The 19,982-nt window shown below is 57.6% G+C and carries 20 protein-coding genes and 3 pseudogenes; 14 read left to right on the top strand and 9 right to left on the bottom strand.

Features of this window, described 5'->3' with window-relative positions; translation table 11 throughout:
- From ACQ4WL_RS25980 to ACQ4WL_RS25955, 6 genes are all read left to right on the top strand, one after another.
- The coding region (locus ACQ4WL_RS25980; protein WP_436512412.1) for a hypothetical protein at window positions 1-325 on the top strand (325 nt) is incomplete at its 5' end.
- Window positions 325-2,199, top strand: coding sequence for a tail fiber domain-containing protein (locus tag ACQ4WL_RS25975; protein ID WP_436512410.1), 1,875 nt, complete (start codon window positions 325-327; stop codon window positions 2,197-2,199). The genes ACQ4WL_RS25980 and ACQ4WL_RS25975, both read left to right, overlap by 1 nt.
- A 171-nt stretch (window positions 2,200-2,370) precedes the next feature.
- Window positions 2,371-2,700 (top strand): hypothetical protein, encoded by a 330-nt coding sequence (locus ACQ4WL_RS25970; protein WP_227742029.1) that lies wholly within the window; start codon window positions 2,371-2,373, stop codon window positions 2,698-2,700.
- The gene (locus ACQ4WL_RS25965) at window positions 2,697-3,161 is read left to right on the top strand and encodes a D-Ala-D-Ala carboxypeptidase family metallohydrolase (protein WP_436512408.1); all 465 of its coding nucleotides are present in this window, start codon (window positions 2,697-2,699) and stop codon (window positions 3,159-3,161) included. Before ACQ4WL_RS25970 ends, ACQ4WL_RS25965 begins: the two co-directional genes overlap by 4 nt.
- Window positions 3,158-3,553, top strand: a complete 396-nt coding sequence (locus ACQ4WL_RS25960; RefSeq protein WP_436512407.1) for a hypothetical protein — start codon at window positions 3,158-3,160, stop codon at window positions 3,551-3,553. Before ACQ4WL_RS25965 ends, ACQ4WL_RS25960 begins: the two co-directional genes overlap by 4 nt.
- The gene (locus tag ACQ4WL_RS25955; protein ID WP_436512405.1) at window positions 3,550-3,846 is read left to right on the top strand and encodes a hypothetical protein; all 297 of its coding nucleotides are present in this window, start codon (window positions 3,550-3,552) and stop codon (window positions 3,844-3,846) included. The genes ACQ4WL_RS25960 and ACQ4WL_RS25955 overlap by 4 nt, the downstream gene beginning before the upstream one ends.
- A gap of 656 nt (window positions 3,847-4,502) precedes the next feature.
- On the opposite strand, the gene ACQ4WL_RS25950 is transcribed toward ACQ4WL_RS25955, so the two are convergent.
- On the bottom strand, window positions 4,503-4,790 hold the full coding sequence (locus ACQ4WL_RS25950; RefSeq protein WP_436512403.1) for a hypothetical protein: 288 nt from the start codon (window positions 4,788-4,790) through the stop codon (window positions 4,503-4,505).
- 259 nt (window positions 4,791-5,049) lie between these two features.
- Between ACQ4WL_RS25950 and ACQ4WL_RS25945 the strand changes: the two are divergent.
- From ACQ4WL_RS25945 to ACQ4WL_RS25935, 3 genes and pseudogenes are all read left to right on the top strand, one after another.
- A pseudogene (locus ACQ4WL_RS25945) lies at window positions 5,050-5,243 on the top strand (DNA adenine methylase); the annotation flags it as partial.
- Window positions 5,244-5,460: 217 nt separating this feature from the next.
- The gene (locus ACQ4WL_RS25940) at window positions 5,461-6,195 is read left to right on the top strand and encodes a GAF domain-containing protein (protein ID WP_436512402.1); all 735 of its coding nucleotides are present in this window, start codon (window positions 5,461-5,463) and stop codon (window positions 6,193-6,195) included.
- 143 nt (window positions 6,196-6,338) lie between these two features.
- The gene (locus tag ACQ4WL_RS25935) at window positions 6,339-7,961 is read left to right on the top strand and encodes a methyl-accepting chemotaxis protein (protein WP_436512400.1); all 1,623 of its coding nucleotides are present in this window, start codon (window positions 6,339-6,341) and stop codon (window positions 7,959-7,961) included.
- An 899-nt stretch (window positions 7,962-8,860) separates the two neighbouring features.
- Here ACQ4WL_RS25935 and ACQ4WL_RS25930 read toward each other — a convergent pair.
- Window positions 8,861-9,196, bottom strand: coding sequence for a hypothetical protein (locus tag ACQ4WL_RS25930; RefSeq protein WP_436512398.1), 336 nt, complete (start codon window positions 9,194-9,196; stop codon window positions 8,861-8,863).
- Between ACQ4WL_RS25930 and ACQ4WL_RS25925 the strand changes: the two genes are divergently transcribed.
- Window positions 9,195-9,461, top strand: coding sequence for a hypothetical protein (locus ACQ4WL_RS25925; protein ID WP_436512396.1), 267 nt, complete (start codon window positions 9,195-9,197; stop codon window positions 9,459-9,461). The genes ACQ4WL_RS25930 and ACQ4WL_RS25925 overlap by 2 nt on opposite strands.
- 147 nt (window positions 9,462-9,608) lie before the next feature.
- Here the strand turns inward: ACQ4WL_RS25925 and ACQ4WL_RS25920 are convergent, their stop codons facing one another.
- Window positions 9,609-9,836: a hypothetical protein gene (locus ACQ4WL_RS25920; protein WP_436512395.1), complete on the bottom strand. Its 228-nt coding sequence runs from the start codon at window positions 9,834-9,836 to the stop codon at window positions 9,609-9,611.
- 51 nt (window positions 9,837-9,887) lie between these two features.
- On the opposite strand from ACQ4WL_RS25920, the gene ACQ4WL_RS25915 reads away from it, so the two are divergent.
- Window positions 9,888-10,766 (top strand): helix-turn-helix domain-containing protein, encoded by an 879-nt coding sequence (locus ACQ4WL_RS25915; protein WP_436512394.1) that lies wholly within the window; start codon window positions 9,888-9,890, stop codon window positions 10,764-10,766.
- Between the two features lie 549 nt (window positions 10,767-11,315).
- On the opposite strand, the gene ACQ4WL_RS25910 is transcribed toward ACQ4WL_RS25915, so the two are convergent.
- Window positions 11,316-11,777 carry a helix-turn-helix domain-containing protein gene (locus ACQ4WL_RS25910; RefSeq protein WP_436512392.1) on the bottom strand — a complete coding sequence of 154 codons (462 nt, stop codon included), beginning with the start codon at window positions 11,775-11,777 and terminating at the stop codon, window positions 11,316-11,318.
- A 30-nt stretch (window positions 11,778-11,807) separates the two neighbouring features.
- On the opposite strand from ACQ4WL_RS25910, the gene ACQ4WL_RS25905 reads away from it, so the two are divergent.
- Window positions 11,808-13,103 carry a hypothetical protein gene (locus ACQ4WL_RS25905; RefSeq protein WP_436512390.1) on the top strand — a complete coding sequence of 432 codons (1,296 nt, stop codon included), beginning with the start codon at window positions 11,808-11,810 and terminating at the stop codon, window positions 13,101-13,103.
- 36 nt (window positions 13,104-13,139) lie between these two features.
- Here the strand turns inward: ACQ4WL_RS25905 and ACQ4WL_RS25900 are convergent.
- The 4 genes and pseudogenes from ACQ4WL_RS25900 to ACQ4WL_RS25885 all read right to left on the bottom strand — a co-directional run.
- Window positions 13,140-13,443 (bottom strand): annotated as a pseudogene (locus ACQ4WL_RS25900) (hypothetical protein); the annotation flags it as partial.
- Between the two features lie 41 nt (window positions 13,444-13,484).
- Complete coding sequence (locus ACQ4WL_RS25895) at window positions 13,485-13,922, bottom strand: helix-turn-helix domain-containing protein (RefSeq protein WP_436512388.1); 438 nt, start codon at window positions 13,920-13,922, stop codon at window positions 13,485-13,487.
- 153 nt (window positions 13,923-14,075) lie between these two features.
- The gene (locus ACQ4WL_RS25890; RefSeq protein ID WP_436512386.1) at window positions 14,076-15,077 is read right to left on the bottom strand and encodes a zinc-dependent alcohol dehydrogenase family protein; all 1,002 of its coding nucleotides are present in this window, start codon (window positions 15,075-15,077) and stop codon (window positions 14,076-14,078) included.
- 35 nt (window positions 15,078-15,112) lie between these two features.
- Window positions 15,113-15,841 (bottom strand): lipid-binding SYLF domain-containing protein, encoded by a 729-nt coding sequence (locus ACQ4WL_RS25885; RefSeq protein ID WP_436512385.1) that lies wholly within the window; start codon window positions 15,839-15,841, stop codon window positions 15,113-15,115.
- A 523-nt stretch (window positions 15,842-16,364) separates the two neighbouring features.
- Between ACQ4WL_RS25885 and phbB the strand changes: the two genes are divergently transcribed.
- Both phbB and ACQ4WL_RS25875 read left to right on the top strand, forming a co-directional pair.
- The gene (phbB, locus tag ACQ4WL_RS25880) at window positions 16,365-17,087 is read left to right on the top strand and encodes an acetoacetyl-CoA reductase (protein WP_436512384.1); all 723 of its coding nucleotides are present in this window, start codon (window positions 16,365-16,367) and stop codon (window positions 17,085-17,087) included.
- 72 nt (window positions 17,088-17,159) lie between these two features.
- On the top strand, window positions 17,160-19,232 hold the full coding sequence (locus ACQ4WL_RS25875; protein ID WP_436512382.1) for a [FeFe] hydrogenase, group A: 2,073 nt from the start codon (window positions 17,160-17,162) through the stop codon (window positions 19,230-19,232).
- A 15-nt stretch (window positions 19,233-19,247) separates the two neighbouring features.
- Here the strand turns inward: ACQ4WL_RS25875 and ACQ4WL_RS25870 are convergent.
- Window positions 19,248-19,847 (bottom strand): annotated as a pseudogene (locus ACQ4WL_RS25870) (putative glycoside hydrolase).
- Window positions 19,848-19,982: the final 135 nt, after the last annotated feature.

Below are 19,982 nucleotides of genomic sequence, written 5' to 3'. Positions count from 1 at the left end.
TTCATATGGTGCCGGCGTCACTTCAGTCGACACCAGCACCCAGAACAGGGACGGCGCTGGCGGCCAGACCGTCACGCGTGGCGCACTGTATCGCAAGCTGTCGTTGGCGCTCGATCACATGACGCCGCTGGACCGGGCCGAGGTGTGGCGTATCGTGCGTCACAACGGCCTCTTGCGCCCGCTGCTGGTCAGCCTGTATCCGGATAGCGAAGACGGCGAACTCGAGCAGGCGCACCAGGTGTACGGCCGCATCGCCAGCAATTCTGCCATTACCACCCCGTATTACCAGGCATATGCCACCAACATCGACATCGAGGAACTGTAATGGGCGACCATTTTTACTATGGCCAGAAAGACTTGATCCGGCAATTGAACCAGTTGGCCCTGGCGAAGGACATCATCGATATCCCGCAGAATTCCGCGGCGGCCGCAGCGAGCGCAGCATCTGCGGCCTCTGCGGCCGCTACGGCGGCTCAGTCGAATGGCGCTGCGGCAATCTCTGCAACTGCAGCGGCGGCATCATTCAGGGCGCTCGATGCGCGTTATCTCGGTGCCAAGGCGTTGCCCCCCGCGCTGGACAATGCCGGCGGCGCGCTGCTGGCCGGCGCGACATACTGGGATACGGTGCTGAACGGCGGCTGCCTACGCGTATTCCAGGCCGGCGCCTGGGTGACGATTCCGGCCAATGTTGCCTCGCAAATCAGCAGCACGCCAGTGGGCGGGATCGTTGCGGCAAATGTGCAGGCGGCGCTGGCTGAATTGGATACCAAGAAAGCGGCTCGCGCGACAACTCTGGCTGGCTATGGCATTACTGACGCGCTGTCGAGCACATACACTCCGACCTGGGTAAGCATTACTGGTAAGCCACAGTTTGCAGCGGTGGCCACGTCAGGCAGCAAGGGCGATGTTGGCTTGAGTCGCGTCGACAACACTAGCGACGAAGAAAAGCCCGTATCAACAGCACAGTCAACCGCCCTCGGGCTGAAGGCCCCAGTCAACAATCCAGTGTTCACGGGCGTCGTGCGCAATCCGGCCGGTGGAATGGACTTTGGTACTGGCGGGTGCGGCATATATTCCCCGAACGTCAACGTGCTATCGATAGTGACAAACGGTGCTGGCAGTGTAACGGTGTCTCCCGCAGGAGTGGCGCTCACTGGTGTTGTGTCGGGTATTACAAAACCCATGGTGGGCCTGGGTAACGTGGACAACACTAGCGACGCAGAAAAACCCGTATCAACAGCCCAGTCAACCGCCCTCGGGTTGAAGGCTCCAGCCAACAACCCGGTCTTTACAGGGATTGTACGGATACCAGCGAGTGGGATGGATTTTGGCACCAACGGGACAGGTATTGGTGCCCCGGCTGCAGGCATGTTGGCGATGACGGCGAACGGCGTCGAGCGTTTTCGTATCTCAAATACTGGCGATGTCACATTCACTAACGTCCCAAAAATTACCGCCTCATCTGCTGCTACGTGCGAAATTATTACGCAGGGGCAAAATGGCTACGGCGTATTTTCTGCGAAGTCTTCCGCGCAGTTGCCGTCAATTTGGGACTCGTATAACGCGAATGGGCTCTGTGGTCGGATATTGTGTGACAACGCTGCCGCTAATTCTACGTTCACGTTTTCGATGCGGAAAGACGGGGTAATGGCAGATGTCCTTGGAATTAATCGTGGGCAGATTTTCCCGACCATCGATGGAACGACGGCGCTTGGTGGAGCATCACAGCGCTGGTCGGTAGTGTTTTCTTCGACGGGCGCTATCAACACATCGGATGCGCGTCTGAAAACAGCCATTCGTCCAATGGATGAGGCAGAAATCAGCGCTGCCATCGCTATCGCTGAAAGTGTCGGCACATACAAGTGGCTGGAATCTATTCAGGCCAAGGGTTCCGACGCACGCCGGCACGTCGGCGCCACAGTGCAAGGTATCATGGCCATCATGGAGCAGAACGGACTCGACCCGTTTGAGTATGGCTTCATCTGCTTTGACTCTTGGGATGAAGAATACAGTCATCGTCCGCCTGTCGACGGTGAAGGTGGCGGTGAGGTCCTGGTGAGAGAAGCCGGGGATCTCTATTCCTTGCGAAACGATCAGCTTAACCTGTTTATTGCGCGTGGCCTCATGGCTCGTATGGCCAAAACAGAGGCGCTTCATGCTGCGCTAGAGTCGCGCCTCGCGGCTCTTGAGACGACCTAGCTCATATCTTTTATCTTCACTTCAAACCCGCCTCGGCGGGTTTTTTCATTTCCACCACCTGAAAGGTACTACATGGCCATCGAAACGACCGCCGCCGGCGGCGCACTGATTAAAATTTTTGGCATCCCGGTCCTTGCCGGCGCTGCCGCAACTTCACTGGGATTCATGTTCATGTGGCCAAAAACCGCCAAGGAAGCGGGCGTGCGCTTCTTCGTCACCATTCTCTTTTCCGCCCTGATGGGCCCGGCCCTTGTCGTGGTCGTGCGCAACTGGATGCCGGGCCTGTTCGACAGCGCGCGCGCCGTCGCCGTGTTGTACGGCAGCGACCCGGCGCTGGGCTTCCTCTTCATTGCCGCGCCGCTGATGGTCGCCGCAGGCTTGCCCGCCTGGTGGGTACTGGGCGCCACGGTCCGCTGGTTCGACAAACGCCGCGACAAGGATATCGGCGAGCTGGCGCGCGATGCGGCCGCCGTCGTCAAGGATGTGCGGGGTGGCCTGTGAACCTCACCAAGAATTTCACCCTGCAGGAACTGACCGCCTCCGACTGGGCGGCGCGCCATGGTGTCGACAACACGCCGCCGACCGTCGTGCTGGCCGAACTGCAGCGTACGGCCGAGATGCTGCAGCGCATCCGCAATTACCTGACGGCCAGCACCGGCATCGATACGCCGCTGACCAATATCAGCGGCTACCGCTCCATTCCAGTGAATCGGGGCATCGGCAGCAGCGATGGCAGCGATCACGTGCGCGGTTGCGCGGCTGACTTCAAGGCGCTGCGCATGACGCCGTACCAGGTATGCCAGGCGCTACTGCCCAAGCTGGACGAGTTCGGCATCGGGCAGATCATCAACGAACTGACCTGGGTGCATGTCAGCACGCGCATGGTGGCCAAGCCGATCAATCGCATCATCACCATCGACCGCCACGGCACGCGCGCTGGCATCTTGCAGGTGCGACCGTGAGCGCCATCAGCGTGCTGGCGGGCGCCGCCGTCAGCGGAATCTGGAAGGTGGCCGCCATCGTGCTAGCCGCCGCGCTGCTGCTGGTGGCCAGTTCCACTGGCACCGGCTGGTGGCTGGCCGCCGGCGACCGTGATGCCGCGCGCGCTGCGCTGGTGCAGGAGCTGGGCGTCAGCGCGGCGATGCGCGCGTCGATCACCGAGCAAAACCGCGCCATCGATGGCATGGCCAAGGCAACCCTGGCGGCGCAGGAGCGCGGCGCGGCGGCACAGGCGGCCGCCGCTGCCAAGGGCAAGAAGTACGACGCGGCCTTGGCGCAGGTCGCTGGCGTGCGCGCCACGACCTGCGACGAGGCTATACCTGCAGTCAGACAGCTGCTGGAGAGCGTGCGATGAAACACCAGATGGCGCGACAAATTATTCCAAAAATTATTCTGGCGGTGCTGCTTGCCGGCTGTGCCAGCGCGCCGCCGACGGTGCAGCGCGTCGAAATTCCCATCTTTACATCATGTGTAAAGGTGCTGCCGCAGCGGCCGACCTACGAGTTCGACCAACTGGCACCTGCAGCAACGGATGGCGAAATGGTCGTGGCGCTGGCGCGGGATTGGCCGCGCGGCCGGAAATACGAGGGGGAACTGGAGGCGGTAATTGCGGGCTGCACTCATTCAGTGACCGATGTCGGTCACTGAATGAGTCCTACCTATTTCCGGCGCTCATCATGCGGTATGTGCGTCCTGATCGCGTCCGTAAGTATTAGCTGATGCGCTAGGGCTGATGCCTCGATTCTTGCAGCTTGATCAGTTCGAAAATTGGTGGGGGTTGGGATTTTGATGGATGGGGAGAACGGCGTTCCAGAAAATGCTACAAGAAAAATTAATCCTCGATGGCTGCCTTGCGGAGTTGGATATGCACCTAATTGGTAATCATATCCCGCTAGGCAGTATAACTGACTCGTTTCCATGAGCTTTTCCGTAAAATATGTTTGCGCGACCCGGCTTGGGCAATCCTATATCAATATAGGTTACTTACTGGAAATTACTATCGCATGCTATGCGCACGCCTTAGACGGATTTTCACGAAATCCCATTGCCCGTTTGTGCCCGCTTTCTGTGTAAGTGCTGGATCTGCCGTTCCTTCGGCACCAGTGGCGCCGAAGGAGGCGCTGCAGCCGAACTCGTCAGCGTCTACTTCCTGACACATTGGCGGGAGATATTCAAGTCTTGGTCCTCCGGACGGAGGAAGTGGCTGCAAGGGGCCGGGCTTGCCAAGCGTTCGTAATAGACAATCTTCTGGGTGTTTGAAGGACGGCGGATACGGCCAGTTGCTGCCTACTGAAACTGGAAATCTAAGGTTTTGTCAGCGGTGACGCCGTCGAACTCTGAGCATCATCATGCGGGAGAAGTACACTGATCGCACCAGTGTGTATCAGTTGAAACGCCAATGCGGAGGCTTCAATTCGCGCGGCACGATCTGATTTGAAGTTGGTGGGAGTCGGAATTTTAACGTGAGGAACGAGCGCTTTTCCCGAGAGTGCAGTAAATAAAATTATTCCGCGAAAGGTGCCTTCTGCCGTTAGGTACGCATTTAACTGATAATCGTAGCCGTTCAGGTGGTTCAGTTTCGCTGTGTCCATACGCTCTTCGATTGTGTTGTGATGGCTACATGCGCCGGGATGAGGTCAGCGTTAATCATATGTCATCGGTTCCCTTTCTATTTAACGTATTCTTGATATAAATCAAGCACAGGTCGAATAAATTAATAGAAGCAGAGCGCTGATTGCCGCTGCATCAATAGCGGCAATCAGCCTGGGTACGCTGGCCAGGCCAGTGAGCCAAGTAGGTTCGTGCTACCTCGGGGAGGTAATTCGACTCTAACATTAGGTGGCTCATATTTTGGCTTTTTCCATCATCCCCTGGATTGGCGGCAAACGAGGCCTGGCCGACCGCATCATCCCGCAATTCCTCCTCATACCTGCTACGTCGAGGTCTTCGCCGGCGGAGTCGCGCTTTACTTCAAGCTGCCGTCGGCCGAGGTGGAGGTGCTGAACGACGTCAACGGCGAGCGGATCAGCCGATGGCAAACGCTGCCTCTTCCTCGGCTCGTAAAAGGTTTTACGGTAATTTATGATGATATTGACGAAAAAAATTTCAAAATTGCTATTTTTATATGTAAATATGAAGATTTTTTGTCGTAAAAAGATCATAAAAATCACTTTCGTCAAATATTTTGATTCCCTACGGAAACTATGCTAAGCTTCAGGACATTGATGCTCAACAAAAAAATACACGATAGGTAATTGTTCTATGACCAAGATAAGCGACGACCCGATTCTCACTACCCGCGCTGCTGCCGAGCTACTTGGCGTTGCTGTCAGTACTGCACAGCAGTGGGTCGAGAGCGGTGCTATCCCTTCTTGGAAAACTCCGGGGGGGCATCGCCGAGTACGTCTGAGCGCTGTTAGGGATTTAATAGAGCAGAAAACCGCGTCTGTAATCGTTCGGCCACCAATCGGGCCTAGCAGCCTGGAGTTTGTTCCCTCTCTTGCCCCTGCGTATCCGGTAGCACCCGATGAGGCGGAGCGATTGCTGGCGCTCGACGCGACAGGCTTAGTGGATACGCCGATCGAGAATGTATTTGACCGTCTGACCTGGCTTGCCAGCCAAGTGACCGACTCGCCGATGGCGATCATCAGCTTGCTGACGGCGCGTCGGCAATGGTTCAAATCAAGAATTGGCATTGAAGCCTCGGAAACTTCTCGTGACTGGGCTTTTTGCAGTTATGCGGTACTCCAGGCAGGCGTGTTCGTCGTGGAAGACGCACTGCTCGATCCTCGGTTTAAGAACAATCCGCTGGTTACCGGTGAGCCGTATATTCGGTTTTATGCCGGGTTTCCGCTTGAAGATAAAGAAGGGCACCCTGTTGGAACGCTGTGCGTTCTGGATAGGGAGCCACGCAAGTTACGTGATCGCGAAGTACGCGCCTTACGTGAATTAAGCACGTTGGCGTCGGAAGAAATTCAGCGTCGTACCAGTACCTAAAAGAATCAACAAATCGTCCCACTCAGCATCGCCAAAACGTCGCGATGCCTCAAAAATCAACACTATGTCCGGCCAATGGGCATTGTTTCACTTGGTCTGCCTATGACAGATTGAGTCCTCAATCTATTTTCGGAAGATGCGACATGAACATTTTTAAAAATCTTAAAATCGGGACGCAGCTTTCCCTCGCTTTCGGGTTGCTGACTGTGCTTATACTTATAATGGCAGCGATCACCTTGACGGGCATAGCGTCGATTGGGCAGGCGGTAAATCAAATTGACAAAATCTCTGTCGATCGACTCGGGCCGCTTTATCAAGCACGCGAAGCCCTGGCCCAAACTGGTCTCGCGGCACGCAACGCATATATATTTACCGATGACACCGAGGCTAATAAAGAACTGGCCCTTGTCGATGAACAAAAAGCGATCTACCTTTCAGCACTAAACAAGCTCACGCAGGCCTATGGCGATGACCCTGAGTTTGCCAAAGTACGTACTGGATTGCTTGCAATGGCCGAATCACTAAAGCGTCCCCGGCAACTGCGTGAAACTGGAAATATGAAGGAGTTCGGTAACTTCTTAGTCAACGAGTGCAGCCCTTTGCGGCGACAGATAGTGTCGGACATGTCTATCTTGGTAAAAAAGACTCAGCAACAAATGGATGATGCCACCTTGCTATCGGCATCGCGCTCAGCCACCTCACGTCAGCTCAGCATAATCGTGGCAACGATAGCTTTTGCCATCAGTTTATTGACTGCGGGCCTTATCAAACGCGTGCTTTTGAAGCAGCTTGGCGGAGAGCCAGCTTACGCTGCCGAAATAGCTAACAAAATTGCGCATGGAGACCTGGGAATTAATGTGAATATCAAGCAAGACGACAAGTCGAGCCTGTTATTCGCAATTAAGACCATGCGCGACAGCTTAGCATCAATTGTTGGACAAGTGCGCGAGGGGACTGACTCTATCCGCAGCGCATCGAGCGAAATCGCCAGCGGCAATGAAGACCTTGCGTCGCGTACTACGCTTCAATCCGAATCACTGGAAAAGATCGCCACTGCTATGGAAGAGTTGACATCGACCGTCAAACAAAACGCAAATAATGCTCACCAGGCCAACGCGCTTGCACAATCGGCCTCGTCCGTATCCCAGCAAGGGGGAGAAGTGATGGTACAAGTAACCGAGACGATGGAATCAATCAACGATTCGTCAAAGAAGATCGTGGATATTATTTCCGTGATCGACGGCATCGCTTTCCAGACCAACATCTTGGCCCTAAATGCGGCTGTGGAAGCAGCACGTGCCGGCGAACAAGGGCGCGGTTTTGCTGTCGTTGCTACCGAGGTACGCAATTTGGCGCAGCGCTCCGCCTCAGCTGCAAAGGAAATCAAAACACTAATTAACGACTCAGTCAACAAAGTTGGAAGCGGCTCCGCGTTGGTGCAAAAGGCCGGAACAACGATGCAAGAAGTTGTTGCTAGCGTTCAGCGCGTCAGGGAAATAATGGGTGAAATCAGCGTTGCTAGTGCGGAGCAAAGCAGCGGTATCGAAGAAGTCAACGGTGCCATCGGTCAGATGGATAGCATGACTCAACAAAACACGGCACTTGTTGAAGAAGCTTCGTCGGCTGCGCTTGAACTGCGGGAGCAGGCAAGTTCGCTGGCCGATGTGGTGGGACTCTTCAAGCTTGAGCCGGGTGAAAGCGCAGCGCACCATTCCGCCCATACACAACCCGTGAAGCTAGTGACAATGCGGCTAGCCCACAACTAAACCAAGTTTGTCCAAGTGATCCAAGCTGCCTTATGCACAACTAATCCGACGCACCGAAACATCATTGTCGCGGGCTCGCAGCGTTGTCATAAGGTGGTTGCTCCGTTTTTTTGCAGAAAATTTCTTAACTTGGTTTTCTTGTACGCTCCACCTCAAACGCACTTTGACGTTGCCGGACCTCCGTTAGCCAAGCGCTCGGCGTGCGCCAGCCGGCGCCGATCCATTCGCCACCCAGGCGAGGTGCACACCGATAGCGGAATGGGGCGCGGCATTTTCTGCGCCGCCAGTTCGGGCAGCCGTTGGTGGATTACGGCCAGTGCCAAGCGTGCCGTTCGTCCGACCAGCACGACGACTTTGCCATCGGCGGCCACGATGCCGTAGTTCAGCTACAGGTACTCGCCCCGGTGTTGGTAGCTGGCCGGCGTGCCGTAGCGCGTTTCGAGGGCGAAGCTGTTCATGCCGACCACATCAACGCGCTCGCTTGGGCTCGGTGTAGTGCATGAGCACAATGCCAAAACTATAATCCCCTTCGGCAGAAGATTCATATGCAATGCCTCGCCTCGTACGTAGTGACTTAAAGGCAACATACACTTTTATCGCGAGCGCGGTGCTGCGCAAACGCATAGTTGGGCCTTCGATGTTTCTGGCGAGGTCGGCAAAGTGGGTGTAATTCCGGGTGTAATCGGGTGCAATCCAGCGCCATTTAGTGATGGCCAGGAGAAAATTCCCCCTATGAGAGCACTGCAAAAACGTGCTGCCAATGGCATTCACACTGCAGGGGTCGCAAGTTCGAAACTTGCACTTCCCACCAAGAATTCGCAATACAATCAAGTACTTATATTAAAGCCGACACATTTATGTAGTCGGCTTTTTTATTGGGTGTAATTTTCGGTTGTAATTTACTTTGCCACCACCAGAGCGGACAGCTTATCCAGCGCCAGGCGCTCAGCACCGACCTGCAGGTGTGCGTAGCGCTGTGTTGTTTGCACATTGGCATGGCCGAGAATTTTGCTGATGGTGTATTGTCGCAAATCGATGTCGAGCGCGGCGTCATCAATCTCGACGCGGATCAGACGAAAGCAGACGAGGAGCGCCTGGTCATCTTGCTGCCAGAGGCTGTGGCAGCCTTCAAGGTTATTCCGCGAGTGGATGATCGAGTCTTCCATGACATGATCGAGGGCTTCAAGACGGTCTTTCGCCGGGTGCTGGAGCGGGCGAAGCTTGATGGCATTCATGCATGACACTCGTCGCTCCTTCATTTCAAGAGTGCTCAAGGACATCACCTCATCGCCCGTGGCCATTGCAGATATGATTGGCGCCCGCAGCGTGGCGAATTTGCAGAAGCGGACCATCGAGCGCATCCGGCAAGGCAATATGATCGACGCTGGCTTCATTCAAACGGAGGAGGAGCTGCGTTCAGTCGTTGGGCACAAGGACGGGCAGACGACCGCGCGTTACGCGAATATGGCGCCGGAGAAGAAGGGCTCCGTAGAGAAATAGGATCGCTTGCCGACGGCGCCACCTCGATGATGCCCAGTGCGCTCTTCTATTCCATGCATCCTGCGATGTCAGAGCTAGCACGACATTCAAGATGCTTGGCGTCGGCGTAAATGAGCAGGAATCGCCCATGGGCTGCTGCGTAGGCGCTTATTGATGCGCATGCATGGAGGCATTGGTTCCTGATTTTCTTAAGATATAGAACATAATAATGTTTATATAAACGCCATTTTTCGCCAGCCATGTTGTAGTATGGCAATTCGTAACGAGCGATTGGCGATTCAGGCATTCAGGGAATTTCCCTGTTGTAAGCATGATTCCATGGCTGCGACCTTCGCGGCCTTTTTCGTTTACGGGCAATCCTTGCTTGCTTTGCATAGATCCAGCGCTTGCCGAAGCATCGTCAAAATATCAAACTGAGGATCAGGAATGCCGAACTCGCTTGCCTATCACGTTGTCGTAAATGCGCTCGAGGGCAAGGCTGGCTGGACGCCGATCAGCAGGTTCGTCTCCGCGGTGTCGCACGTCATCAGTGGCCACCTGCCATATCAGCGCTACCATGCCGCCGGCCGCGCCAGAGCGGCTGAGGGAGCTGGGGCCAGTGTGGTCGAGCGTATGGTCAACGACTTCCTCGCCACGGACATCAATCCACTCTATCTGCTTCTCTCGTCATTCCAGCGCGAATCTGATGTGTTGATCGCGTTCAACGTCTATAACCAGTCAGTCAAACTCGGAGTGCAGACAAGTCTTGGCGCCAGTGGCTACGCGCGCCGACCCAACAGCGCCTCCCGCAATGGCGTAGATGGAACGCTTGCGGCGGATGGCGATGATCCCGATAGCTGCCGTCAGGGCACGCTGGCGATTGTGGATACTATGATGGCGACGACTCGGCGCAATGCGCAGTTGCTGAGCGGTGCAGAAAGGCGTAGCTTGACCAGCATTGCAAAGATCTTGGGCGTGGAATCGTCCGCTGCCGGAGAAGTGGCTCTGGTGTTTGAAAGCGAGGGACACCTTCCCATCGCTAGTGTCGCCCGCAAGCTGGGTTGCCATCAGCGGACTTTGGAGCGCCGGCTGCAGGAGTCAAATATAACGGCCGAAGCGCTTAGACAAGCGTCACGTTTGGTTCGCGCATTGCATCGCCTCTCATCCATCGACAGCCTTACCGTGATTGCCTTTGACGAAGGTTTTTCTGATTTGCCCCACATGACCAGGGCATTTCAAACCGCATCGGGAATGCCTCCTAGCCTCATACGCAAGTTGATGCGCCTTAGCCAAAATCCCTTGCCAGCGCTAAGCCCCAGCCTTTAACTGCCCGTCTTGTCATAAGCCCTTTAGTGCTGAGGGTTTCCACAGCCTTAGGCTTTGATCGCTCTTAACGTGGGCTTTGACAGGCGTTAAAGGCCACATCCTTCTTTATTCCCTTCTATTTCCACTTCCACTTCCAATTCCACTTCTTCTTGCTGCCGACATAGTTCTATCTGATGGCGTGTAGGGCGCGCGCCAACGTTCGGTCGCGAGCGGTGACTCCGCATGCGCGGGTTCCGCGTTTGCTCGCGGGTTTGCCATCTACGTCCGCCCATATCTGCCGCGGATTCAACTCGCGAGCATTCCTTGCTCCTCTTGCGCCACGCCACGCCTCGCGCTACGCAGACATCCCATTTCGCAGTCCCTCGCTTGGGATGGCATCTCGCTCTGAGGCCGATCTGATTTCAACAGCGTCAATTTCAATATCGTCAATATGGCCAATCTGTTTGCTGGTGTCGCATAGATTCAATCTTTTCGACAGTCGTTGCGTTATTTTTCTGGTTGTCGAAAAGCAATGGAATGCTTAATCACCGGCGCAGGAATTTGCGCTCTCTATTTCAAGATTTTTGTATTTTTCTTCTGCTGCCCCGTTGAGGAAGTGTCGGGGGCAGAAATGGTTGAGCGAAAGCCGTTGTTAGCCCTTTCCCGCAGGTAGACGGCAGTGGCGCGCGCCTGATCGACGACGAATGCTCGGTCCTCTGGGGAAAGGCCGCTGAGAGGGGCTTCAATGGCCGCGGCCTGGTCGGTTTTGCGATCGCTGGATGTCAGCAGCAATTCATCCATTCTGTAATCAAAGAGCTCCGCAAGCTCTGACAGGCGCGGGATCGATGGCAAGACGATGCCGCGCTCAAGTCGCGAGATGGCCTCGTTGCCGATCCGCAAGCGCTCGGCAACATCCTCTTGCGTGAGGCCGACTCGGACTCCGTGGCTCGCGATGGCGGCGCCCACTGTTTGGGAAATTTTTTTGCCCTGCCTGTAACGACGCAGGCGGATAGAACAGCTAGTTAATGACATGCAACAAGCAGCAAATAGAAAGGTTTAAAAATGTCCCATTCTCCGAAAAGTTTGCTCACAAGGATCACATATTTTGGGATTAAAGTTTTGTGTTCGGTTGTCGTGGTAGTGACTGCTCCCAAGCCGGCGGTGATACCGATGATGGGGGCGGTGTTTGTTTTCTGGATTTGGCAATTGGTCGCACACTACCGGCGCGGCCTCATAGAGTTCAAAGCGGCATTGAAGCGGGGGGAACGTATTAATCCCAGGATGGTGTGGGCCGGAAAACTCAAGCAGAAATTCTTGGTCTCAATCATTGCAGCGGTGGTCTTCCCAATGCTTGGAATACCCGCGGTGATTATTTTCTGGATTGTTGATTGGGTATTTCTCAGCAGGCAAATGGCTGCGGTTCGCGCCGCCGCCCCGCCTACCTACGCAGACAAGGCCGGCGTCGCCAGTGGCGACGTGAACGGAGCGGAGTGGGGCTACTCCTGTTCTCGGTTCGATTTGATGATCAATTTCGAGCGCGACGAGGCAAGGCTGGTATCCCATGTCGACAATGTCGGTGTAACTATCCTGGGTATTAAAGACGACATTTCGACGCGTTTTGATCGCACTTTCCGGTTGTCAGACTTGGCTTGTGCCGTTAAGGAAAATAGCATTAGCATTTACTTTTTTGCATTCTCTCAAGAGGTTGTGGTTGGAACACCTATCAGCGTGAGATGGCGAGGCGACGAGCTTGTCAGAGAGGGCTCTGCCCGCCTTGAACGAAAATGGCATTCCACGCCTGACTTCGACGCATCCTTCCATGAGATCGGCCCGGTGCTGGCGAGCGACTTCCATCGTTACTGGATGCCGATTGAAAAAAGAATATTTTCAATGGGACACGCGAGAGCGGATGCCTATCTCAACGAGCATCAGGATAGCTTGGCTGCGGTGAGGCTTAACGCACGCGCTGCATGGAAGGCTGAACGCGAAATCAGCATGGCGCGCGTGAGCGAGCTCAACCGGCTTGCTGGTCTTGGCGAGGCATTTTCAGAAAATGCCCTATATGACAACGGCTCGCTAGCGTGGACCATTGCCGCAGACAAGAGCGGCCGCGCCGTCATTGAATTGAACGGCGACGTGTGGATCGGTTCACTCAAAGAAGCTTGCGCGACGGCGAGCCTGGATGAAATTCCCGCAAAAACCGACGGCGCCGCGCCTACCTTTGCACTGGGAATAGTCGTGAAGGATGACGAGTTTGAGCGCTCGCAGCTCCGCAAGCGCCGCTTCCAGCTCATGGTTGGCTATTCGAAGGCGCAAATTACAACCTGGATCGATCGCATTGAGATCCTTGCTCGATAGCAAGGCACTGGCCAAGGCGCTGATCGGTTCGAGCGCCTTGGCGAATCGACCGTCGGCCTTGGCGGTTGAGATTTTAGTCGCCGGCAGCAGCACCGCAATACACGCTTGCGTGCACGCCACGATTTCCTCGTCTTTGAAGGAGCCGCGATCAGCAATCGCAGTCAGCGAGTGTGCCCCAATAGCAGTGCGGGCCTTCTTCGCCATTGCCGACAGTTGATGGCGGTCGCTGCCTGTCTGCTGTGTCAAGTTCTGCGAGATAGCGACCGATGCTGGCCTCAAGCTCTGCCATCCTACGCTTGAGTTTGGCTTGAGGGAAATTGCGATCACTACTGTTGACCGCCCCACCTACCTGAAAGTCTTTGCAGCAAGGCAGTGATCTGGCTATTTCTCGCTCTTGCCTGCGGACTCGGCGTTAACCAAGGCATTTTTGTGCATGGCTTCGAGGCCTTGATGCACGAGGTCCAGCAGCTCTATTTCTATGGTACTGCCATTTTGCATGGCAAGGCGCTTCACGGCGAAAGCAAGCGCGGGGGGAAGCTCCAGGAATTTCAGGATCAGCCCCCGTCCGGCCGGCACTGGCGGGTCGATTTGCGTCCCTCTGGCAACAGGCAACGCCCCGTGCACAAGCCAGGCGGTGCTGACGCCGAGGGCTGCGGCAATTTTCTCTGCCGCTTCAGGGCGCGGTTTGGCCTTTCCTGATTCGTAGCGATACAGTTGCGTGGGATTGATGCCTGCCAGTTCGGCAAGCAGCACTTGCGAGATACGAAGATTTTCGCGGCAGCTTTTGATCCGCTCAGAAACATGGGTGTCGCCAGACATACATTTTGCCTTTCAATATACAACGTTCGTGAATGACCGGCTGTGACGCACCTGTCACCGTAATGATGAAAGGAACGAGAGCGTTTTGCCAGCCATAGCCTGGTCACCAGCATTGATTCTACCGCCCTGGCGGGACAGTGCGGCATCCCATGCTCAGGACCTGAGGCCGGGTACCAGCACGGCGGCGCCGTCAAAACGCCCGGCGCGCAGGTCCGCCTGCGCCTCGTTGGCCTGAAGCAGCGGGTAGACCAATGGCGTCGTCTTGAGGTTGAAACGCTCCGCCAGCGCCATGAACGCCAAGCCGTCGGCGCGGGTCAGGTTGGCTACCGAGCGCACGCTGCGTTCTCCCCACAGCAGGGAATAGGGCATGGCGGGCAAGTCGCTCATGTGGATGCCAGCGCAGACCACCGTGGCTCCTTTGGCGCAGGCGGCCAGTGCCAGTGGCACCAAAGCGCCATCCGGGGCGAACAGGATGGCCGCATCCAGCGCTACCGGGGCCGGCCCTGTCGATGGGCCCGCCCAGGCGGCCCCCATAGAACGGGCGAAGTGCTGCGTGCGCATGTCACCTTCGCGCGTGAAAGCGTAGACCTTGCGCCCTTGGGCCACCGCCAGTTGCGCCACGATGTGTCCGGCAGCACCGAAGCCGTAGATGCCGAGCCGGCGCGCCTCGCCCGTCATGACATAGGCACGGTAGCCTATGAGTCCTGCGCACAGCAGCGGTGCTGCGTGCACATCATCATGGCCATTGGGCAGCGGCAGGCAGTAGCGGGCGTCGGCCAACGCGTACTCGGCATAGCCGCCATCGCGGTCGTAGCCGGTAAAGCGGGCGGCATCGCACAGATTTTCGCGGCCGGAGCAACAATATACGCAGGCGCCACAACTGCCTGCCAACCAGGGTACGCCTACGCGCGCGCCGATCTGCAGATTGTTTACCTGGGCACCGATGGCAACCACCGTGCCGACAATTTCGTGTCCTGGTACGACTGGCATACGGCGTGCCGGCAGTTCGCCATCGAGCTGGTGCAGATCCGTACGGCAGACGCCGCAAGCGAGCACGCGCAGAAGCACATCCTGCCCCATGGGTGCCGGCACGGGACGCTCCAGTAGGTGCAACTGTGCGCCAGGCCCGCCGTGCTCAAGCACCATTGCCCGCATGGCAACTCCTTTCGTTCAATTTCAGGCGTGGTGAGCTATTTCGGCATGGCCGACGCTTCGCCCAGCGCTTGTTGCAAGGGCAGGGCGTGCGGATCGTCAGTGTTTGCTGCGGCAAAATCCTTTGGCGACAAAGTGCGTCCGTAAAAGGCATCGGTCAAATGCTGGTTGAATCGGATGTCGCTCAGTCCCACCGCCACGACATTGCCGAACAGGCCTTTTGTTCCGCTCCAGGCCACGACGTCGCCGATACCGACCGTGCCCTGCGCTATTTTCGACCAATTGATCACGGTCAGCCCCGCTGCCGCGTTGAGGGAAAAGTTATTTTTCTTCATGACCGCGTTGATGGCCTTTTCATTGTTCAAGACCATCACGATGGGGCCGCCTTCGGCACCGGCCTGCAAGCCCAGCGTCAAGCCGCCCAGGTTATAGAAGGCGGGCCCGCTCCAGCTGCCATCGGGACGCCTGACGAGCAGCAGCGCGCCTCCCCCTTGAGCGCCCACCCCCAGCGCAGCGCGGCCGTACGAGGGAACGATCAACATGCCCTTGGCTTGTGGCAGCAATGGCTGCATGCGTGCATCGGCCTGCAACTGGCGTACCACAGGAATGGCGGCTTCAACGCGCTTGTTGGCGCTCTCCATCGCCTTGCTGGCGAGATCGGGCGCGCTGCTCTGGCGGCCATCGCCTTGCGCCACAGCCACCCCTGACGCCAGCAGCATGAACCAGCAGGCAGCGCCTGCCTGGCGAATTTGATTCCCGATAGACATGGCAATTCCTTCCATAATGAGTGCAGGTCTGTGTTCACGATGTGTCCAAGTCTCATGTTAGCGCCGCCTGCCCGCCATTGACCATGATCTACATCACTGTTCCCGGTCGTGCCAGGCAGCGCACCGCATGCGCCGGGGGCATTTCTCTATAGTGCAAGGTCTTCAGATTCGTTCGATATTCGAGCGTTCCGGATAGGCTTGTCACGCGGTGTCATCCTGATTGTGGCCGTCCTCGCATTGCCAGTCGGAGACCGGTCACAAGGGCTGCCGCATCTCGCATCGTGGCGATGCCCCTTGTGATCAGGGGCTTGAAGATTGCCCCATGCCGCCGCGCATTGCCTGTGCCGTCAGGCCGCGACCAGTCCAATTAGTCTGAGAGGGATTGATCTATGTCATACCGTGCCAGTGACGTGACTGCCTGCAGTGGCGTACAGTGGACGCTGGTCGCCCCGCTCGCCGCCATGGGCGTGTCGACAGAAGCTGCCGCAATATTGGCCGGATTGCCACCATGGGAGCAATTTTCATGCAACGAACCGCACTCGTCACTGGTGGCACCCGAGGCTTGGGCAAAGCCATCTCCCTCGCATTGCAAGGGGGCGGCCACCGGGTCGCCGCCGTCTACCACTGCAATGCGGACGCTGCCAGCACATTTTCCGAAGCGACAGCGATTCCCACATTCCGATGGGATGTCAGCGACTTCAACGCCTGCCGCGAGGGCATTGCCGCTGTGGAACAACAACTGGGCCCCATCGATATCTTGATCAACAATGCCGGCATCACCAGCGATGCGCTATTGCACCGCATGGACACGGATCAGTGGTGGCAGGTCATCAATACCAATCTCGGCTCGATGTTCAATATGTGCCGTCATGTGATGGAAGGCATGCGGGCGCGCGAGTTCGGCCGTATCGTCAACATCAGTTCCGTCAATGGCGAGAAGGGCCAGCTTGGGCAGGCCAACTACGCCGCCGCCAAGGCCGGAATTCTCGGCTTTACCAGGGCGCTGGCGCTGGAAGGGGCGCGCAAGCAGATCACGGTCAACGCGGTCGCTCCCGGCTATTGCGATACCGAGATGGTGGCCGAGGTCGCCCCCGATGTCTTGCAAAAAATCATCGCCGGCATCCCCGTTGGCCGGCTCGGCACGCCTGCGGACATCGCGCGCCTGGTGGTATTTCTGGCTGACGATGCCAGTGGCTTCATCACGGGGGCAACCTTTGATGTCAATGGAGGCCAGTACATGGGCTAGCGCCAGCCGCCGCCGTGCAAGCGCCTGGACGCGGTGCCGCTGCGTCTTTGCGGTGCTCCGGGAGTGGTTCACATGATCACGCTGAAGGTCAATGGACGAGCTGTTGACGTCGAGGAAGGCTCTACCTGCCTTGATGCAGCGAGGCAGGCCGGGGTGCATATTCCCACGCTTTGCTATTATCCGCGCTTGCCTACCCATGCCGTCTGCCGCATGTGCCTGGTGCATGTGGCCGGCCAGCCCCAACTGCAGCCTGCCTGCATCACGCTGGCAAACGCAGGGGACGTGGTCGAGACAGCATCGAACGACTTGCAAGCATTTCGCGCAATGGATGCGCAATGGCTGCTCGCGCGCCATCCGAACGATTGTTTGTACTGCGAGGTCAACGGGTCTTGCCGCTTGCAAAGCCTGATCAGTGAAAATCAATGGGAAGAGCGCTGGGAAAAGGTGCCGCGCGGCTCGGCGGCGCACCCCGAGCACCGCTTGACGGACCATACCTCGCCGAGTATCTGGCGTGACCTGTCCAAATGCATCGAATGCGGCCTGTGCGTGGAAGCGTGCGGCGCGTCGGGACAGCAGCAATACGTGATCGGCTTTGCCGAACGCGGCTTTGGGCGCTTGCCGGTCACGGTATTTGACCATACCCTGGCCAATACTCAATGTATTTCTTGCGGTCAATGTACCTTGGTCTGCCCTGTTGGTGCGCTCGTCGAGACGCCGCATTGGCACGCGGTGCTGCACGCCTTGGATGAGCACAAGCGCGTCTGCGTGGTGCAAGTTGCGCCGGCAACGCGCGTTGCCATCGGCGAAGAATTCGGCATGAAGGCTGGCGCGGTCAGTACGGGAAAAATGATCAATGCCTTGCGGCTACTTGGTTTTGACTACGTGTTCGACACCAATTTCGGCGCCGACCTGACGGTCATGGAAGAAGCAAGCGAGTTGCTGGCGCGCATCAGAGGGCAGGCAGGAAACGCGCAGCCATTGCCCCTGTTCACTTCCTGTTGCCCGGGATGGGTGAATTGGGTGGAAATCAACCGGCCGGACCTGCTAGCGCACCTGAGCACGACCAAGTCGCCGCAACAAATGCATGGCGCCCTGACGAAGCGCAGCGCCTTCGCGCGGGCGCTTGGCCCCGCCTTTGCCGAGGGCAGGGAGGAACCTTACGTGGTCAGCGTCATGCCCTGCACGGCCAAGAAGGACGAGGCGGTTCGGCCAGGCTTGTCCGGCGACGTCGACCATGTCCTGACCACGCGGGAGTTGGCCCGGATGATCAAGTCGCGCGGCATCGCGTTTCATGCGTTGGCCGACGATGGCGCATTCGATGACCCCCTGGGGGAAAGCACGGGCGCCGCGCAGATCTTCGCCGCTTCGGGCGGCGTGATGGAGGCGATGCTGCGCACCGCCGCCCACTTCCTTGGCAGGCAGGACGCACCGGCGCTGGAGTGGCAGCCACTGCGCGGCATCGACCAGGGGATCAAGACAACGCAGATCGCTGGCTTGGGCACGGTCGCCATTTGCAATGGCATCGCTGCGGCACAGCATCTGCTGGAGACGGAGGCCTGGCGCGATCAATTCGTCGCCATCGAGGTCATGGCCTGTGTCGGCGGCTGCCTGGGTGGCGGTGGCGAGCCAAAATCGCTGGATCCCCTGGTGCTGGACAAGCGCATGCGGGCGACTTACGAGCTCGACAAGCAGGCGATGCGGCGCAGTGCGCATGAAAACAGGGCCGTGCAAACCTGGTACGCCACGCAAATGCAGGAACCCCATGCCGTCGAGGCGCGCTCACTGTTGCATACGAGCTACGCTGCGCGCAATTCCAGGCGCCTGCTGCTGATGCAATTTCTCGATTGCGTGGACCGGCGCGATGGCGCGCTGGCGGCGGCCCTGCTGCATCCCGCTGCCTCGTGGTCGACGGCATCCCCGTTCGGCGACGTGCATGGCGCCAGCGCGATTCAGGCGCTGATCGATACCCAGTTGCCTGCACGCAAGTATGGACCGGCGTTCGCGCGTCACCGGATGGTATCGGCTGCCGATGTGGACGACCTGGCCGTCATCACCCCGACGGGCGAGCTGTGCAGCTTCAGCGTGGAGGTCGATCATCGCCGCTCACCGATGGTGATCAGCAGGCTGGTGCGCACGATACTCTAAGAAAAGATTGTGTTGCTAGCGCGGGTGCAGGCCCTCGGCGGTATAGGTATTGCGCGGGTTCCAGAGCATCCACCCATCGCTGCCGGCCGGTTCGGCTGCGTCGATCTGTGCCCTGATTTCCGCCGCGCCGAAGACGCGCTTGTCAAACGCATAGTCGCGGAAGGCCTGCAGCCATGGGCGGAATCGCAAGGGAGAAATGTGGGTGCGCGCGATGGCATGGCGCAAGGTCAGGTAGACGATCTCACCCGGATGCGCGACCGGGTTGGGATAGCCGGGAATGCCGAACTGATAGCCGGAGGGGTACAGCATCGGTGCGAGGTAGTCGACGACACTGGCCAGGCTCGTCAATTCCTGGCCTGTATTGGTGTCGTTCCTGTTCCACGCGACCTAGCCAAAGATGTCGGCCGAGAGGAAGACATTGTAGCGCGCCAGACGCTTGCGGACCGCCCCGAGAAAGCCCGTGATGGCGTCGACCCGCGCCGCTTCCGTGTTCGGCCTGGAAAAATGCCGTTTTCCCGTATCCGGGAAACTGACGTAGTCACATGGCACTTCATCAAAACCCATGTCCGCCGCTACTTCCGCAAGGTCGATGAGATAGGTCCAGCTGCGGGCGATCAGATAGCCCCCCGTTCTTTCAGCTGCGTCACCAGGGCACTCATGTCATGACACTGGCGGCGCAGTGCCAGACACCGGCGCAGCTATTTCCTCACGGCATTGCTCGGGAGGGGCACTGTTCCTGCGCTGCACAAC

Source organism: Janthinobacterium kochi (genome assembly GCF_051380715.1).
In the GTDB taxonomy this organism is placed as follows: domain Bacteria; phylum Pseudomonadota; class Gammaproteobacteria; order Burkholderiales; family Burkholderiaceae_D; genus Janthinobacterium.
This window is presented reverse-complemented; position numbering and strand designations above follow the sequence as displayed.

Excerpts from the sequence above, each read along its gene's own strand:
- ACQ4WL_RS25975 (WP_436512410.1), top strand. The coding sequence starts at position 325 with ATGGGCGACCATTTTTACTATGGCCAGAAAGACTTGATCCGGCAATTG.
- ACQ4WL_RS25970 (WP_227742029.1), top strand. The coding sequence starts at position 2,371 with ATGTGGCCAAAAACCGCCAAGGAAGCGGGCGTGCGCTTCTTCGTCACC.
- ACQ4WL_RS25955 (WP_436512405.1), top strand. The coding sequence starts at position 3,550 with ATGAAACACCAGATGGCGCGACAAATTATTCCAAAAATTATTCTGGCG.
- ACQ4WL_RS25950 (WP_436512403.1), bottom strand. The coding sequence starts at position 4,790 with ATGGACACAGCGAAACTGAACCACCTGAACGGCTACGATTATCAGTTA.
- ACQ4WL_RS25940 (WP_436512402.1), top strand. The coding sequence starts at position 5,461 with ATGACCAAGATAAGCGACGACCCGATTCTCACTACCCGCGCTGCTGCC.
- ACQ4WL_RS25935 (WP_436512400.1), top strand. The coding sequence starts at position 6,339 with ATGAACATTTTTAAAAATCTTAAAATCGGGACGCAGCTTTCCCTCGCT.
- ACQ4WL_RS25925 (WP_436512396.1), top strand. The coding sequence starts at position 9,195 with ATGCATGACACTCGTCGCTCCTTCATTTCAAGAGTGCTCAAGGACATC.
- ACQ4WL_RS25930 (WP_436512398.1), bottom strand. The coding sequence starts at position 9,196 with ATGAATGCCATCAAGCTTCGCCCGCTCCAGCACCCGGCGAAAGACCGT.
- ACQ4WL_RS25920 (WP_436512395.1), bottom strand. The coding sequence starts at position 9,836 with ATGCAAAGCAAGCAAGGATTGCCCGTAAACGAAAAAGGCCGCGAAGGT.
- ACQ4WL_RS25915 (WP_436512394.1), top strand. The coding sequence starts at position 9,888 with ATGCCGAACTCGCTTGCCTATCACGTTGTCGTAAATGCGCTCGAGGGC.
- ACQ4WL_RS25910 (WP_436512392.1), bottom strand. The coding sequence starts at position 11,777 with ATGTCATTAACTAGCTGTTCTATCCGCCTGCGTCGTTACAGGCAGGGC.
- ACQ4WL_RS25905 (WP_436512390.1), top strand. The coding sequence starts at position 11,808 with ATGTCCCATTCTCCGAAAAGTTTGCTCACAAGGATCACATATTTTGGG.
- ACQ4WL_RS25895 (WP_436512388.1), bottom strand. The coding sequence starts at position 13,922 with ATGTCTGGCGACACCCATGTTTCTGAGCGGATCAAAAGCTGCCGCGAA.
- ACQ4WL_RS25890 (WP_436512386.1), bottom strand. The coding sequence starts at position 15,077 with ATGCGGGCAATGGTGCTTGAGCACGGCGGGCCTGGCGCACAGTTGCAC.
- ACQ4WL_RS25885 (WP_436512385.1), bottom strand. The coding sequence starts at position 15,841 with ATGTCTATCGGGAATCAAATTCGCCAGGCAGGCGCTGCCTGCTGGTTC.
- phbB (WP_436512384.1), top strand. The coding sequence starts at position 16,365 with ATGCAACGAACCGCACTCGTCACTGGTGGCACCCGAGGCTTGGGCAAA.
- ACQ4WL_RS25875 (WP_436512382.1), top strand. The coding sequence starts at position 17,160 with ATGATCACGCTGAAGGTCAATGGACGAGCTGTTGACGTCGAGGAAGGC.